Origin of the sequence: Mycobacterium sp. NS-7484 (assembly GCF_001953975.1) — a bacterium.
Taxonomy (GTDB): domain Bacteria; phylum Actinomycetota; class Actinomycetes; order Mycobacteriales; family Mycobacteriaceae; genus Mycobacterium.
Genome location: NZ_MBEJ01000137.1, coordinates 22,501 through 37,397, shown reverse-complemented (window position 1 = coordinate 37,397; position 14,897 = coordinate 22,501). Strand labels below are relative to the sequence as shown.

The following is a 14,897-nucleotide window of genomic DNA, read 5'->3' as shown; positions in this document are numbered from 1 at the left end:
TTTCGGCAGGACAGTCAATAGTACCGGATCCTTCAACCCCGCCCAACGTTGGAATATTCCGCGTCCTGACGCACCGCATCTGCCCACCGCACGCTGATATCGCTCAGCGGGGTCGCACGTCCGAACAGGTGCCCCTGCGCCAGCTGACAGCCTGCGGCCAGGATGGTGCCGGCTTGCAGGGTCGACTCGATGCCCTCGGCAATGACGCTGAAGCCCAGATCGCTACACAAGCCGATGACGGACCGGTACAGCGTCAAATCCCGCTCGGGCTCGGCATCCACGGCCAGGCTGCGGTCCAGTTTGACGATCTGCACCGGCAGGGCGTGCAGATAGGTCAGCGAGTTGTATCCCGCGCCAAAATCGTCGAGGGCGACCTTCACCCCGATGGCGTTGAGCCGTTCGATCTGCGCTGCGGCGGCGGTCAGGTCGAGAATCGGTAGCGTTTCGGTGATTTCGACGACCAGGCGGTGCCCCGGCAATCGATGACGCTCCAGGACGCGTCGTACCTGCTCGTCGAAACCGGTGTTGCCCAACCGCGCAGCCCCGATGTTGACGTGAAGGTCGACCTGCAGGCCCGAGGCGACCACCTCCTGACATGCCAGGTCCAGCACCATGGCGTCGAACGTCGCGCCCAGCCCCGCGCCCTCGGCCATGGCCACGAAGGTCTCCGGCGAAATCTGCAAGCCGTTTGGAGCAGTCCAGCGCGCCAGCGCCTCGACGGCGACGAGCGTCCCGTCGGTGAGGTCGACCACGGGTTGATAGGCGAGGCTGAAACCGTCGGGGACGCCGGCGGCCGCCCGCAACACGGTCGGGAAGTCGACCTGTGTATCCGATTCGGGTTGGTAGACGACGGCAGTGTTCTTACCGAGGCGTTTGCCCGCATACATCGAAATGTCGGCCTGACGCAACACGTCGTCCGAGGTTTGCTCGGGCCCACCGGCTCCCGAGGGCACGAGACCCATACTCGCCTTGACCCGTACCGACGACCCGTGCACCGGGAACGGGTCACGCAACGCCACCCGCAGGCGGTCTGCCGCCACCTCAGGGTTGCCGCTCTCCCCCTCGATGAGGACCGCGAACTCGTCGCCTCCGATCCTGGCCAGTGTGTCGGCATCGCTGATGCAGCGCTTGAGACGGTCCCCGACGGTGCACAACAACTCGTCGCCGGCCGCGTGGCCGAACCGGTCGTTGACCTCCTTGAAGTCGTCGAGGTCGATGAAGATCAGCACGAACTGCCCGCGCTTCATCGCCTCATCGAGTCGCTCCCGGAACAGCAGACGATTGGGCAGACCCGTCAAGGCATCGTGATACACCTGGTGGCCGAGGCGGCGCTGCGCCCGGTAGAGCTGTTGGGTCAGCAGGTGCTGCGAGCGCATGGCCAGGATCTGTCGAACGGTGACCAGCAGCACCATCGCCACGGTCGCCCACACCACAAACGGATCCAGCGGTTGACCGATCATGACGTGATAGGCGAACAGCACCGCGATGCCGAGAAATCCGATGTAGGGCAAAACCAGCCTGGCCCAGTCGATTCCGCGGTCCGTGTCGTCGCCCACCTCCGGCGGCGTCTGCTCCAGCATCGCGAACGCGATGATCACCGGACCGACGACCAATCCGATCCCGCCCCACAGGTCACCGCCGGCGGCGCCCACGGACCGGAAATACGCGACGATTCGGTCTGAGGCCGCCATCGTGATGAGGCCGCCGGCCAGCAGCAGATAGTTCGTCCGGTAAGGCCGGCCGGGCTCATAGACCATCGCGACCACGACGGCCGCGGCCACCAGCAGCACTTCGGCGACCGCAAAGATGACATCGAGTGTGGGAACGCCGGACCGCGGCAGCGAGGCGGTCGAATGTGTCCCGAAATCGCCCATGGCCGCCAGGATCAGAAAGGATGCCCCGGCGACGGTGCCGTCGAGCAGATTCGTGGCGAATGTGCGTCGCAGCGGATCCTCCCGAGGTGTGGGCAGGCCGCCGCTGGAATACACCAGCAGTCCCAACGACGCGGTGATCAACGCGGGGAGAACCAGGTAACTGACCTTCATCGCGGAGGGCACCGGCCCAGCGCCATGGGTCCACCACAGAACCTGGCCGACGAGCCACATCAGCACCGCGGCGACGTAGAGCAACCGCCACCAGCGGGCCGCGCCCGACATCCGCGCCGCGACCACGACACCGCAGACCACCGCCACGAGCCCGGTGCACAGTTGCAGGACCGCCTCGCCGCGGTACGCCATCCCGGGCCCCCACAACGCCAACGCGTTGACCCCGGCGGCGACCAGGACTCCGACAACGAGTACCGGACGCCATGTCGGCAGGTGTGATGCCACCCGCCACCTCCCTGTGCGCCCATACGACCAAACCCGTCAGGCAGGTATAGCCCCTCGATGACGGGCGCTAACCAGCCGCAGCCATTTCAGCAGCTGCGAACCGGACTCACATGCCTTTGGCGCGGCGGCCGAGCTCGCGGATGATCTCCCGATCGGCGTCACGTTTGGCCAGATCCTGGCGTTTGTCGTGGGCCTGTTTACCGCGGGCCAGCGCCAGCTCCACCTTGACCCGGCCGTCGGAGAAATACATCGACAGCGGCACCAGGGTCAGGTTGCCGTCGCGGATCTTGCCGATCAGATTGTCGATCTCGCGGCGGTGCAACAGCAGTTTGCGGTTGCGTCGCGGGGCGTGGTTGGTCCAGGTGCCGTGGTGATACTCCGCGATGTGGACGTTGCGCAGCCAGATCTCGCCGTCATCGACGGTGGCGAACGCGTCGGCCAGGGAGGCCTGGCCTTCGCGCAGGCTCTTGACCTCGGTGCCCATCAGCGCGATGCCGGCCTCATAGGTGTCGAGAATGGTGTAGTTGTGCCGCGCCTTGCGGTTGCTGGCCACAATCTGCTTGTTGCCGGCGGGGCTGGACTTCTTGGTCGCCACTAGCTCACGACTACCTTCGTATGTAGAGCCGCAGTGTCACGTACGCAGTGATACCGGACATCGCCAAGCCGAGGAACAACATCCACGGCGCACTGAAGTAGAGCACGTCGGCATAGTCCACCCGGGCGATCAAGTTCGATTGATAGAACTGGTCGAGCGCTTTGTCCAGGAACACCGCGCGCACCACGATCAGTCCCACGATCGCGATCACCACACCGATCAGCGCCGCGATCATCGCCTCGACCAGGAACGGCAGCTGCGTGTACCAGCGGGTCGCACCGACGAGACGCATGATGCCAATTTCTGTGCGCCGCGTATACGCGGCCACTTGAACCATGTTCGCGATCAACAGGACCGCGCCGATCGCCTGCACCAGCGCCACCGCGAACGCGACGCTACTGAGCCCGTCGAGCACGGCGAACAACCGGTCGATCAGATCCTTCTGATTGAGCACGTTGAGCACACCGGGTTGGCCGATCATCGCCTTGTCGAACGCCTCGTGCTGTTCGGGGTCGTTGAGCTTGACGATGAACGACGCCGGGAAGGCGTCCTTGCCCGCGACATCCTTGTACTGCGGGAACTTCTTGATCGCGTCGTCGTAGGCCTGCTCGCGGTTGAGGAAGCGCAGTGACCGCACATCGTCGCGGTCGTCGATCTTGCGGTACAGCGCCTTACAGGCATCGCCGTCACACGTCGGATCGTTGGCCGAGATGTCGTCGGTCAGGAACACCTGGCTCTCGACGCGATCGAGATAAATGTCCCGGGACTGATCGGCCAACCGAACGACCAGCAGACCGCCACCGAACAACCCGATCGAGATCGCGGTAGTCAGGATCATCGCCACCGTCATCGTGACGTTGCGGCGAAGCCCGGTCAGAACTTCATTGACAAGAAAGCCGAAGCGCACTTAGCGATCCATTCCGTAGACGCCGCGCTGCTCATCACGGATCAGCCGGCCGAGTTCGAGTTCGACGACCCGCTGACGCATGGAGTCGACGATGTGATGGTCGTGGGTGGCCATCAGCACCGTGGTTCCGGTGCGGTTGATCCGTTCCAGCAGATCCATGATGTCCTTGCTGGTTTCGGGATCGAGGTTTCCGGTGGGCTCGTCGGCGATCAGGACGAGGGGCCGGTTGACGAAGGCCCGCGCGATGGCGACGCGCTGCTGCTCACCGCCGGACAGCTCGCTGGGCAATCGGTTGGCCTTGCCGGACAACCCGACCATCTCCAGCACGTCGGGGACCACGCGGTTGATCACCTCGCCGCGCTTGCCGATCACCTCAAGGGCGAACGCCACGTTCTCGAACACCGTCTTCTGCTGCAGCAGCCGGAAATCCTGGAAGACGCAGCCGATGACCTGGCGCAGGCTCGGGACGTGACGACCGGCGAGCTTGTTGACGTGGAACTTGGACACCCGGATATCGCCCGACGTGGGCGTCTCGGCGGCCAGCAACAGCCGCATGAACGTCGACTTACCCGAACCCGACGGGCCGATCAGGAAGACGAACTCACCCTTGTCGATTTTCAACGAGACGTCGTCGAGCGCGGGGCGCGCCGAAGACTTGTAGTGCTTCGTCACGTGGTCGAGGGTGATCATCACGGCACGCCAGTGTAGCGGGGCGAAAACATCCGGCAGGTCACGCTATCGCGGCAATGTCGGCGCCATCGGTTCCTGGCCCGGTTGCAGCTGATCGGTCGGCGGGGCCGGCGCAGGCTCCGGCGCGATCGGCAACGTGATCGGCGGAAGCAGTCCGGGGCCGTCCGGGTCGAACACCGTTGACCGGGGCGCTCCCGGCGACGGTGTCGTCGTCGTGGGACTCGTCGGTGTCGTGGCCTCGGTCTCCGGGGTCTCGGTCGGCGTCGTGGTCGTCGGGGTGGTCGAGGTGGTGGTCTCGGTCGTCTCCGGCGTTTCGGTCTGCATCGTCGTGCGCGGCGGCTGCACCTTGGTGCGCGGCACCCAGGTGTATTCCGGGTCGGGTACGAACCCGGGCGGGACCACCTGCTCTGCCGGATTCTGGGGAGCGGTCTGTTGCGGGCGATACTCCTGCTGCACCCAGGACAGCGCGACGAACACCACGATCAGCACCACCGTCGAGGTGCGAAGCCGGCCCACCCGGCTGCGCCACAGTTTGGTGACGGCATCGGTCACCCGGTCGAGATCGAATTTCACTTCTTCGGCTCCTGCGCCGCCGCCGGTGGCGTCGCCTGTACTTCCGAGACGGCAGCCGGATGTATGACGTCACCCGCCGCGGCGATCGACGCGTCCGAGGACGTCACCACCCCGGCGCGGCGCAGCGCCCGCACCACCCGCACCCGCAGCCGCCGGCCCACATCGAACTGTTTGCCAGGCAGGGTACGTGCCACCATCCGCAGGTTCACGGTGTCCAGCGCGATACTCTCCACACCCATCAGCTGCGGCTTGTCGAGCAGGAGCTTGGACAGTTCGCGATCTTCGGCGGCCTTCTCGGCGACCTCGTTGAGCACGTCGTTGACCAGGTTGAGGTCGGCGCTCACCGGCACCGGGATGTCGACCACCGCACGTGCCCAGTCCTTGGACAGGTTCAGAGCCTTGACGATCTGCCCGTTGGGCACGGTGTACATCTCGCCTTCGGACGACCGCAGCTTGGTGACCCGCAGCGTGACGTCCTCGACCGTGCCTTCGGCTTCGTTGCTGGCGCCGATGGTCAGCCGGACCAGGTCGCCGAAGCCGTATTGCTTCTCGGTGATGATGAAGAAACCGGCGAGCAGGTCCTGCACGATGCGTTGCGCGCCGAAACCGAGGGCCGCACCGAGCACGGCGGCCGGGGCGACCAGGGAGGCGATCGGCACCGCCAGCGCATCGGTGATCTCGACCAGCACGATGATGAACAGAACCGCCACCGAGACCCAGGAGATCACCGAGGCGACGGCCTGGCGGTGCTTGGCGCTCTCCGAGCGCACCAGCTGGTCGCTCTCCTGATACTCGGCGTCGATGCGACGCACCACCCGCTGGGCGGCCCAGTTGATGAAGCGCGCCGCGAGCAGACCGCCGATGATGAGCAGCGCGATCCGCAGACCGGTGGTCAGAATCCAGACGCCGATCTCGCCTTGCCAGAAACTGTGCCAGCGTTCGGCGAGAGGGAAGGCCAGCACGGTATCAGTCGTCGTCATCTCTTCTGTTGCGCCATCTGATGCCCGCTTCCAGGAATCCGTCGATGTCCCCGTCCAGCACCGTCGCCGGATTTCCGACCTCGAACTCGGTGCGCAGATCCTTCACCATCTGGTAGGGGTGCAGAACATAGGACCGCATCTGGTTGCCCCACGAGCTGCCCCCGTCACCCTTGAGCGCGTCCATCTCGGCACGCTCTTCTAACCGCTTGCGCTCCAAGAGCTTTGCCTGCAGAACACGCATGGCCGAAACCTTGTTCTGCAATTGAGATTTCTCGTTCTGACAGGTCACCACGATACCGGTGGGGATGTGGGTCAGCCGGACCGCGGAGTCGGTGGTGTTCACCGACTGTCCGCCCGGGCCGCTGGAGCGGTACACGTCGACGCGCAGGTCCCCTTCGGGAATGTCGATGTGATCGGTGGTCTCGACCACGGGAAGGACCTCGACGTCGGCGAACGACGTCTGACGCCGGCTCTGGTTGTCGAACGGGCTGATGCGCACCAATCGGTGGGTGCCCTGCTCCACCGAGAGCGTGCCGTAGGCGAAGGGCGCGTGCACCGCAAACGTGGCGCTCTTGATGCCGGCTTCCTCGGCGTAGGAGGTGTCGAACACCTCGACCGGATAGTCGTGCTTCTCGGCCCAACGGATGTACATCCGCATCAGCATCTCGGCCCAGTCCGCGGCGTCGACGCCACCGGCGCCGGATCGGATGGTCACGACGGCCTCACGCTCGTCGTACTCACCCGAGAGCAGCGTCCGGACCTCCAGGGCCTCGATGTCCTCACGCAACTTGGCGAGTTCGGTGTCGGCCTCGACGACCGCATCGTCGCCTTCTGCACCGGCCTCTTCAAAAGCGAGCTCGAACAGGACCGGCAGGTCTTCCACCCGCTGACGCAACTCCTGCACGCGGCGCAGTTCGTTCTGCGCATGGGAGAGCTCGCTGGTGACTTTCTGCGCCCGCGTCTGGTCGTCCCAGAGCTTCGGATCGGAGGCCTGCTGCTCGAGCATGTCGATCCGCTGGCGCAGCCCATCGATGTCGAGCACCCGCTCCACGGTGGTCAGGGTGGTGTCGAGGGCGGCTACGGCGGCTTGGCGGTCGGGATCCACGGATGTCCAGGGTACCTGCCTGCATTTCCGCAACAGTTCTTCCCGACTCTCGGCAGCACGGACGAAGTGTGTTTAAAGTCGGTTGGTACCCGCCCCGACAAGCCCTGGGACGGGAAATGACGGCTTTACAGGCTCGTAAGAAGGCACCGTATGCGCCCATATCACGTAGCGATCGTCGGTTCTGGCCCCTCTGGATTCTTTGCTGCCGCATCGCTACTGAAGTTCGCCGATTCGCCCGACTCAGAGCGCGACGTCCGCGTCGACATGCTTGAGATGCTGCCGACGCCCTGGGGGTTGGTGCGCTCCGGAGTCGCGCCCGACCATCCGAAGATCAAGTCGATCAGCGCCCAGTTCGACAAGACCGCGGCCGATCCGCGGTTCCGGTTCTTCGGCAACATCAAAGTCGGTGAACATGTCAGCGCGGCCGAGCTGGCGCAGCGCTATGACGCGGTGGTCTACGCGATCGGGGCGCAGTCCGACCGGTCGCTGCGCATCCCAGGGGAAGAGTTGCCGGGCAGTGTGGCGGCCGTGGATTTCGTCGGCTGGTACAACGCCCACCCTCATTTCGACGGCATGGCACCGAACTTGTCGGGTGGGCGCGCGGTCGTGGTGGGCAATGGCAACGTCGCCCTCGACGTGGCCCGCATCCTGGTCAGCGACCCCGAGGCGCTGGCCAACACCGACATCGCCGACCATGCGCTGGCCTCACTGGACACCCGCGGGGTGGAAGAGGTGGTGGTGATCGGGCGCCGCGGCCCGCTGCAGGCCACATTCACCACACTGGAACTGCGTGAACTCGGTGATCTGGAAGCGATGGCCGATGTCGACGTCATCCTGGACCCGGCCGATTTCGCCGACATCACCGACGAGGATCTGGAAGCAGCCGGCAAGACCGTCAAACAGAACATCAAGGTGCTACGTAAGTACGCCGATCAACAGCCACGTGAAGCCAAGCGGCGCATCGTTTTCCGATTCTGCACCTCCCCCATCGAGCTACACGGCGAAGACCGGGTGGAGTCGATTGTGTTGGGCCGCAACGAACTTGCCCGTGACGACGACGGGCGCGTGGTGGCCAAGGACACCGGTGTGCGCGAGGAGCTGCCCGCCCAGTTGGTGGTGCGAGCGGTGGGCTACCGAGGAGTGGCAACCCCCGGCCTGCCGTTCGACGAACGCTCGGGCACCATTCCGCACACCGACGGCCGGATCGACGGCAGCCGCAACGAATACGTGGTGGGCTGGATCAAACGTGGCCCCTCGGGGGTGATCGGCAGCAACAAAAAGGATTCACAGGACACCGTCGACACGCTGCTCGCCGATCTGCAGGCCGGTGACATCGACGATCGGGCCCCCGATTACGGCGAAGAACTGGCCGGATGGCTTCTGGAGCACCAGCCCAAGCTCGTCACCGGCGAACACTGGCAGCTGATCGACGCACATGAGCGTGCGGCGGGCGAGCCGACCGGCCGGCCCCGGGTGAAGTTGGCGAGTGTGGCGGAGTTGCTCCGCATCGGGCACGCCTGATGACGATGCGACGCGAGGAACGAGCGCCGAGGAGGAATCAGGCCATCGGGCACGCTTGAACGGTCAGACCGGCGGCGGTTCTGGCGGGGCGAAAGCCCACTTGTCGGGGTTGCCGGGCGAATAGACCACCGGGATGAGCGCTCCCATAGACGGCCAGTTGTCGACGTCGACGGCCATCCGCTGATACACGACGTGCTCGCTCACCGTCGGACCGGTGATGACGCCGGTGATGGTGACGAACTGCTCCCCCGTCGCATCCGGACGCGGACTCACCCCCGTCACCAGCAAAGTGCCGTGCGCCAGTTCACCGCGAATCCCCCGGCGCCGCATGATCCGTGGCGCCAGCAGCAGCACGAGTGCTCCCACGAGCAAGAGGAGTATGCCGAATTCCCACACCAGGCCATGGTAGGACTTTCGGCATGAGTACCGTCGCAGATGACCTGGCACTGGCTCTCGAATTGGCCGATCAGGCCGACGCATTGACCATGGATCGCTTCGGCGCCCTCGATCTGCACGTCGAGACCAAACCTGATCTGACCCCGGTCACCGATGCCGACCGGGGGGCCGAGGAAGCACTGCGCGCCTCGCTGGCCGCGGCCCGGCCGAACGACACCGTGTTCGGCGAAGAGTTCGGCGGCACAACAACTTTGACCGGACGCCAATGGGTCATCGATCCGATTGACGGGACCAAGAACTTCGTTCGCGGTGTCCCAGTGTGGTGCACGTTGATCGCGTTGCTCGACGACGGCGTGCCAGTGGTCGGCGTGGTCAGTGCGCCGGCGCTGGCCCGACGCTGGTGGGCCGGCCAAGGCCAGGGTGCGTTCGGCTCGTTCGCCGGGGCCACCCGCAAACTCTCGGTATCCGGCGTCGGCGATCTGGGCTCGGCCAGCCTGTCGTACTCGGATCTGACCACCGGATGGGAGGACCGCCGAGAGCGCTTCGTCGCGCTGACCGACGAGGTGTGGCGGGTACGCGCCTACGGCGACTTCTGGTCGTACTGCATGGTCGCCGAGGGTGCCGTCGACATCGCCTGCGAGCCCGAGGTGAAGCTCTGGGACATCGCCCCGCTGGACATCCTGATCCGCGAGGCCGGCGGCACGTTCACCGGGGTCGACGGCTCGCCAGGCCCGCACGGCGGCAGTGCGCTGGCCACCAATGGATTGCTGCACGAAGCGGTGTTGACCAGGCTTTCTGTCGACTGAGGGGCCGCGGGGCGCGGTGTGAGGTTGGTAACAGATGCCGTACCTTACTCCGGAGTAAGATACGGTCAGATGCGTCGCCACGACCAGTCGCCACGACCAACAGAGGCAGCCAATGACCAACACCCTGCCGTCCAAAAACGGCACCACACCCCGTCCCTCACGCTCCGGCCAGCAAAGTGCGGTCGGCTTGCACAAGCACAAGCGGACAGCGACCGACATCGGGTTGGCGCTGATCACACCCATCGTCGGCCAGGAGTTCCTGGACCGTTACGGATTGCGGGACCCGCTTAACCGCGGCCTGAAATACGGTGTGAAGCAAGTATTTTCGACCGCGGGCGCGGCCACCCGCCAATTCCAGCGGATCCAGGGCCTCGGCAAAGCCCCGACCCGGCTCAAGGCCAGCGGCGCGGACTACTTCGATCTGACCCCCGACGAAGACCAGCAGATGATCGTCGAGACGGTCAAGGAATTCGCCGAGGAGATCCTGCGTCCGGCCGCGCACGACGCCGACGCGGCCGCCGCCTACCCCGCCGACTTGATCGCCAAGGCCGCTGAGCTGGGCATCACCGCGGTCAACGTGCCCGAGGACTTCGACGGCATCGCCGAGCACCGCAGCACCGTCACGAATGCGCTGGTCGCCGAGGCCCTGGCCTACGGGGACATGGGCCTGGCCCTGCCGATCCTGGCCCCCGGCAGCTTCGCGTCGGCGCTGACCCACTGGGGCAGCGCCGATCAGCAGGCCACGTACCTGAAGGAATTCGCGGGCGAGAACGTGCCGCAGGCCTGCGTGGCCATCGCCGAACCGCACGCCCTGTTCGACCCGACCGCACTCAAGACCACCGCTGTCCGCACCCCCAGCGGCTACCGGCTCTCCGGCGTCAAGTCCCTGGTGCCGGCGGCCGCCAAGGCCGAATTGTTCATCGTCGCAGCCCAACTCGACGGCAAGCCGGCGCTGTTCATCGTCGAGGCGTCCTCGACGGGCCTGACGGTCAAGGCCGATCCGAGCATGGGCATCCGGGCGGCAGCGTTGGGTCAGGTCGAGCTCGACAACGTGGCCGTGCCGCTGAGCAACCGTCTCGGTGAGGATGGCGCCACCGATCAGGACTACTCCGAGGCGATCGCGTTGTCCCGACTGGGCTGGGCCGCCCTGGCCGTGGGCACCTCGCATGCGGTGCTCGACTACGTCATCCCCTACATCAAGGAACGCCAGGCCTTCGGAGAGCCGATCGCCCACCGCCAGTCGGTGGCGTTCATGACCGCCAACATCGCCATCGAACTCGACGGCCTGCGGCTGATCACCTGGCGCGGCGCCGCCCGCGCCGAGCAGGGCCTGCCGTTCGCCCGCGAGGCAGCACTGGCCCGCAAGCTCGGCACCGACAAGGGCATGCAGATCGGCCTGGACGGTGTGCAGCTGCTGGGTGGTCACGGCTACACCAAGGAACACCCGGTCGAACGCTGGTACCGCGACCTGCGGGCCATCGGCGTCGCCGAGGGTGTCGTGGTGATTTAGTCCAGCTATCGTTCCGCGTATTTGAACCGAAAGACTAATCATGGCAATCAATCTGGAAATGCCCCGCAAGCTCCAGGCGGTCATCGAGAAGGGCCACCAGGGCGCCGCGGAGATGCTCCGACCGATCTCCCGCAAGTACGACCTGGCCGAACACGCCTACCCTGTCGAGCTGGACACCCTGGCCACGCTCTTCGAAGGCATCTCGAGCGCCAAGACCATCTCCTTCGCGGGCGCCGAGGCGTTCCGCGACGACGCCAACACCAAGGGCGAGAAGGTCACCGTCAACGGGGCCAACATGTCCGCGCTGCTCAATGCGCTGGAGATCAGCTGGGGCGATGTCGCGCTGCTGCTCTCGGTGCCGCGGCAGGGCCTGGGCAACGCCGCGATCTCCTCGGTGGCCACGCCCGAGCAGCTCGAGCGTCTGGGCAAGGATGTGTGGGCCGCGATGGCCATCACCGAGCCCGGCTTCGGCTCGGACTCCGCGGCCGTGACCACCACCGCGGTGCTCGACGGCGACGAGTACGTGATCAACGGCGAGAAGATCTTCGTCACCGCCGGTTCGCGGGCCACCCACATCGTGGTCTGGGCGACGCTGGACAAGTCGTTGGGCCGCGCGGCGATCAAGTCGTTCATCGTGCCCCGCGAGCACCCCGGCGTCACCGTCGAGCGCCTGGAGCACAAGCTCGGAATCAAGGCATCCGACACCGCGGTGATCCGCTTCGAGAACGCCCGCATCCCGAAGGACAACCTGCTCGGCGATCCGGAAATCCACGTGGAGAAGGGTTTTGCCGGGGTCATGGAGACCTTCGATAACACCCGCCCGATCGTGGCGGCCATGGCCGTCGGTATCGCCCGCGCCGCCCTGGAGGACCTGCGCGCCATCCTCACCGACGCCGGCATCGAGATCTCCTACGACAAGCCCGCGCATGCCCAGAGCGCCGCCGCGGCGGAGTTCCTGCGCATGGAGGCCGACTGGGAGGCCGGGTACCTGTTGACGGTGCGGTCGGCATGGCAGGCCGACAACAGCATTCCGAACTCCAAGGAAGCCTCGATGGGTAAGGCCAAGGCCGCCCGGGTGGCCAGCGACATCACGCTCAAGGCCGTCGAAATGGCCGGCACCACAGGCTATTCCGAGCAGACGCTGCTGGAGAAATGGGCCCGCGACTCCAAGATCCTCGACATCTTCGAGGGCACGCAGCAGATCCAGCAGCTGGTGGTCGCCCGCCGACTGCTGGGTTTATCCTCGGCCGAACTGAAGTAGTCCTTTCTTCTGCGCGAGCAGACGCGAGCACCCCCGAAATCGACACGTTTCGGGGGTGTTCGCGTCTGTTGGGCCAATAGGGTGAGCGTCATGGACACGTTTCAAGCGCTTGTGGCACGCACCGACGGGGACCGCATCGACGCGGCGGTCGAGACACTGCAGGAATCCGATCTGCCTCCCGGTGAGGTCACCATCCGGGTGCACTACTCCAGCGTCAACTTCAAGGACGCGCTGGCACTGACACCCAAAGGCGGTGTGGTGCGCGACTATCCGATTGTCCCCGGCATCGACCTGACCGGTGAAGTGGTGGCCTCGGACTCCGCGGATTTCGCCCCGGGCGATCTCGTGCTGGCCCATGGCTATCAGATCGGCACCGGGCATCACGGCGGCTACGCCGAATACGCCCGGTTGCCCGCGGCTCAGGTCGTGGCGCTCGGACCGCTGACCCCGCGCGAGGGCGCGGCGATCGGCACGGCCGGCTTCACCGCGGCACTGAGCGTACTGGCCCTGGTCGTTCGCGGCATCCGGCCGCCAGACGGTCCCATCGTGGTCACCGGCGCGACCGGCGGAGTAGGCGCAGTGAGCGTCGATCTCCTCGCCGGCGCCGGCTACCACGTGGTGGCCTCCACCGGAAAATCTGACCGGGTCGACCAGCTACGTGCACTGGGTGCTGCCGAGGTGATCGGACGCCTGCCGGCCGACCCCGAGGCCAAACCACGTCCGCTGGGCAAATCCCGATGGGCAGCCGCGGTGGACTGTGTCGGCGGGGCGACGCTGGCCGACGTGCTCAGCACCATGGATTACGGCGGCGTGGTGGCCGCCAGCGGGCTCACCGGCGGTTCGGCGCTGAACACCACCGTGATGCCGTTCATCCTGCGCGGAGTATCGCTGGTGGGCATCGACTCGGTGCAATTGCCGATCGGACCGCGGCGGGAAGTCTGGCGCCAGCTGGGCGAGCAGCTCAAACCGCGCCACCTCGCCGATGTCTCCACCGAGGTTGACGTCAAAGATGTCGTCGGTGTGATCGACGAAGTGCGCGCCGGGCGCCATTCCGGGCGCGCGGTGGTGCGAGTGGCCGGCGGGTTCTAGCCGGCTTCGACCTGCAGACGCAAAACTGCCCCAAATCCGTGGACCACTTCGGTCCGTGGATTTGGGGCAGTTTTTACTGGCGGTACCTCCCGCTTTCGCGGGACCGTTCACGGGAAGGCGTCAGCCCAGTACCCGCTGCAGGTCCGGAACCATGGCCTGCAGCTCCCGGCCCCAGTAGGCCCAGTTGTGCGTGCCGTTATCCGGGAAGTTGAACACACCGTTGGTGCCACCGGCAGCGATGTAGTTGTCCTGGAACGTCTTGTTGGTGCGGATGGTCAGACCTTCGAGGAAGGTGGCAGGCAGGTCGCCGCCGCCCAGCTCGTTGGGCTGGCCGTTGCCGCAGTAGATCCACAGGCGGGTGTTGTTGGCAACCAGCGTGGGGATCTGCACCATCGGGTCGTTGCGCTTCCAGGCGCTGTTCGGGTCTTCGGTCGGACCCCACATGTCGTTGGCCTTGTAGCCGCCGGCGTCACCCATGGAGATGTTGATCAGGAACGGCCACCAGCCCTCGGAGGGGTTCAGGAAGCCCGACATCGAACCGGCGTAGATGAACTCCTGCGGGTGGTAGGTCGCCAGGATCAGCGCGGCCGAGCCGGCCATCGACAGACCGATGGCGGCGTTGCCGGTGGCTGCCACGTCACGGTTGGCGGCCAGCCACTGCGGCAGCTCACTGGTCAGGAACGTCTCCCACTTGTAGGTGACGCAGCCGGACTTGCCACATGCCGGGGAGTACCAGTCGCTGTAGAAGCTGGACTGGCCACCGACGGGCATGACGACCGACAGACCACTGTCGAGGAACATCTCGAACGCGTTGGTGTTGATGTCCCAGCCGTTGTAGTCGTCCTGAGCGCGCAGGCCGTCGAGCAGGTACACCGCGTGTGAACCCGGGCCACCGCTCTGGAACTGAATTTTGATGTCGCGGCCCATCGACGGCGACGGGACCATCAGGTACTCAACCGGCAGACCTGGGCGGGAGAAGGCTCCCGCGGTCGCCGATCCGCCGACGACGCCGATCAAGCCAGGCAGCAGAAGTGCTGCCACAGCTGCCACCGTCATCCGGCGGGCCCAACGGCCACGAATCTTGTCAATGAAGGTCATACTGCGAATCCATCCGTCTTCCGGTCAATGACGCGC

Annotated in this window: 14 protein-coding genes; 5 read left to right on the top strand and 9 right to left on the bottom strand. The window is 65.8% G+C overall.

All coding sequences use genetic code 11. The features are described 5' to 3' along the window. Positions 1-32: 32 nt before the first annotated feature. The 7 genes from A5733_RS25695 to prfB all read right to left on the bottom strand — a co-directional run bounded on the left by A5733_RS25695 (position 33) and on the right by prfB (position 7,180). Positions 33-2,156, bottom strand: coding sequence for a bifunctional diguanylate cyclase/phosphodiesterase (locus A5733_RS25695; protein WP_233152793.1), 2,124 nt, complete (start codon positions 2,154-2,156; stop codon positions 33-35). Between the two features lie 280 nt (positions 2,157-2,436). Beyond that, positions 2,437-2,925, bottom strand: a complete 489-nt coding sequence (gene smpB, locus A5733_RS25690; RefSeq protein WP_003881401.1) for an SsrA-binding protein SmpB — start codon at positions 2,923-2,925, stop codon at positions 2,437-2,439. 10 nt (positions 2,926-2,935) lie between these two features. Beyond that, on the bottom strand, positions 2,936-3,832 hold the full coding sequence (ftsX, locus tag A5733_RS25685; protein WP_067769328.1) for a permease-like cell division protein FtsX: 897 nt from the start codon (positions 3,830-3,832) through the stop codon (positions 2,936-2,938). Continuing rightward, entirely contained in the window at positions 3,833-4,522 is a 690-nt protein-coding gene (ftsE, locus tag A5733_RS25680; RefSeq protein WP_064896558.1) for a cell division ATP-binding protein FtsE, read from the bottom strand. It lies immediately after the preceding gene. A 45-nt stretch (positions 4,523-4,567) separates the two neighbouring features. Beyond that, the gene (locus tag A5733_RS25675; protein WP_076242135.1) at positions 4,568-5,095 is read right to left on the bottom strand and encodes a hypothetical protein; all 528 of its coding nucleotides are present in this window, start codon (positions 5,093-5,095) and stop codon (positions 4,568-4,570) included. Beyond that, positions 5,092-6,075: a mechanosensitive ion channel family protein gene (locus tag A5733_RS25670; protein WP_067769332.1), complete on the bottom strand. Its 984-nt coding sequence runs from the start codon at positions 6,073-6,075 to the stop codon at positions 5,092-5,094. The genes A5733_RS25675 and A5733_RS25670 overlap by 4 nt, the downstream gene beginning before the upstream one ends. Beyond that, positions 6,062-7,180 (bottom strand): peptide chain release factor 2, encoded by a 1,119-nt coding sequence (gene prfB / locus A5733_RS25665; protein WP_076242134.1) that lies wholly within the window; start codon positions 7,178-7,180, stop codon positions 6,062-6,064. Before prfB ends, A5733_RS25670 begins: the two co-directional genes overlap by 14 nt. Before the next feature lie 150 nt (positions 7,181-7,330). Between prfB and A5733_RS25660 the strand changes: the two genes are divergently transcribed. After that, positions 7,331-8,701 carry an FAD-dependent oxidoreductase gene (locus A5733_RS25660; RefSeq protein WP_076242133.1) on the top strand — a complete coding sequence of 457 codons (1,371 nt, stop codon included), beginning with the start codon at positions 7,331-7,333 and terminating at the stop codon, positions 8,699-8,701. 63 nt (positions 8,702-8,764) lie between these two features. Here A5733_RS25660 and A5733_RS25655 read toward each other — a convergent pair whose 3' ends face one another. Beyond that, positions 8,765-9,097: a hypothetical protein gene (locus A5733_RS25655; RefSeq protein ID WP_067769337.1), complete on the bottom strand. Its 333-nt coding sequence runs from the start codon at positions 9,095-9,097 to the stop codon at positions 8,765-8,767. A 23-nt stretch (positions 9,098-9,120) separates the two neighbouring features. Here A5733_RS25655 and hisN point away from each other — a divergent pair, with 23 nt between their 5' ends. The 4 genes from hisN to A5733_RS25635 all read left to right on the top strand — a co-directional run bounded on the left by hisN (position 9,121) and on the right by A5733_RS25635 (position 13,763). Further along, positions 9,121-9,903: a histidinol-phosphatase gene (gene hisN, locus A5733_RS25650; protein ID WP_076242132.1), complete on the top strand. Its 783-nt coding sequence runs from the start codon at positions 9,121-9,123 to the stop codon at positions 9,901-9,903. Positions 9,904-10,015: 112 nt separating this feature from the next. Beyond that, entirely contained in the window at positions 10,016-11,413 is a 1,398-nt protein-coding gene (locus tag A5733_RS25645) for an acyl-CoA dehydrogenase family protein (protein WP_076242131.1), read from the top strand. A gap of 40 nt (positions 11,414-11,453) precedes the next feature. Continuing rightward, the gene (locus tag A5733_RS25640; RefSeq protein WP_076190869.1) at positions 11,454-12,674 is read left to right on the top strand and encodes an acyl-CoA dehydrogenase family protein; all 1,221 of its coding nucleotides are present in this window, start codon (positions 11,454-11,456) and stop codon (positions 12,672-12,674) included. Between the two features lie 90 nt (positions 12,675-12,764). Further along, positions 12,765-13,763: an oxidoreductase gene (locus A5733_RS25635; RefSeq protein WP_076242130.1), complete on the top strand. Its 999-nt coding sequence runs from the start codon at positions 12,765-12,767 to the stop codon at positions 13,761-13,763. Positions 13,764-13,883: 120 nt separating this feature from the next. Here the strand turns inward: A5733_RS25635 and A5733_RS25630 are convergent, their stop codons facing one another. Beyond that, positions 13,884-14,861 carry an esterase family protein gene (locus A5733_RS25630; RefSeq protein ID WP_067769348.1) on the bottom strand — a complete coding sequence of 326 codons (978 nt, stop codon included), beginning with the start codon at positions 14,859-14,861 and terminating at the stop codon, positions 13,884-13,886. Positions 14,862-14,897 lie beyond the last annotated feature (36 nt).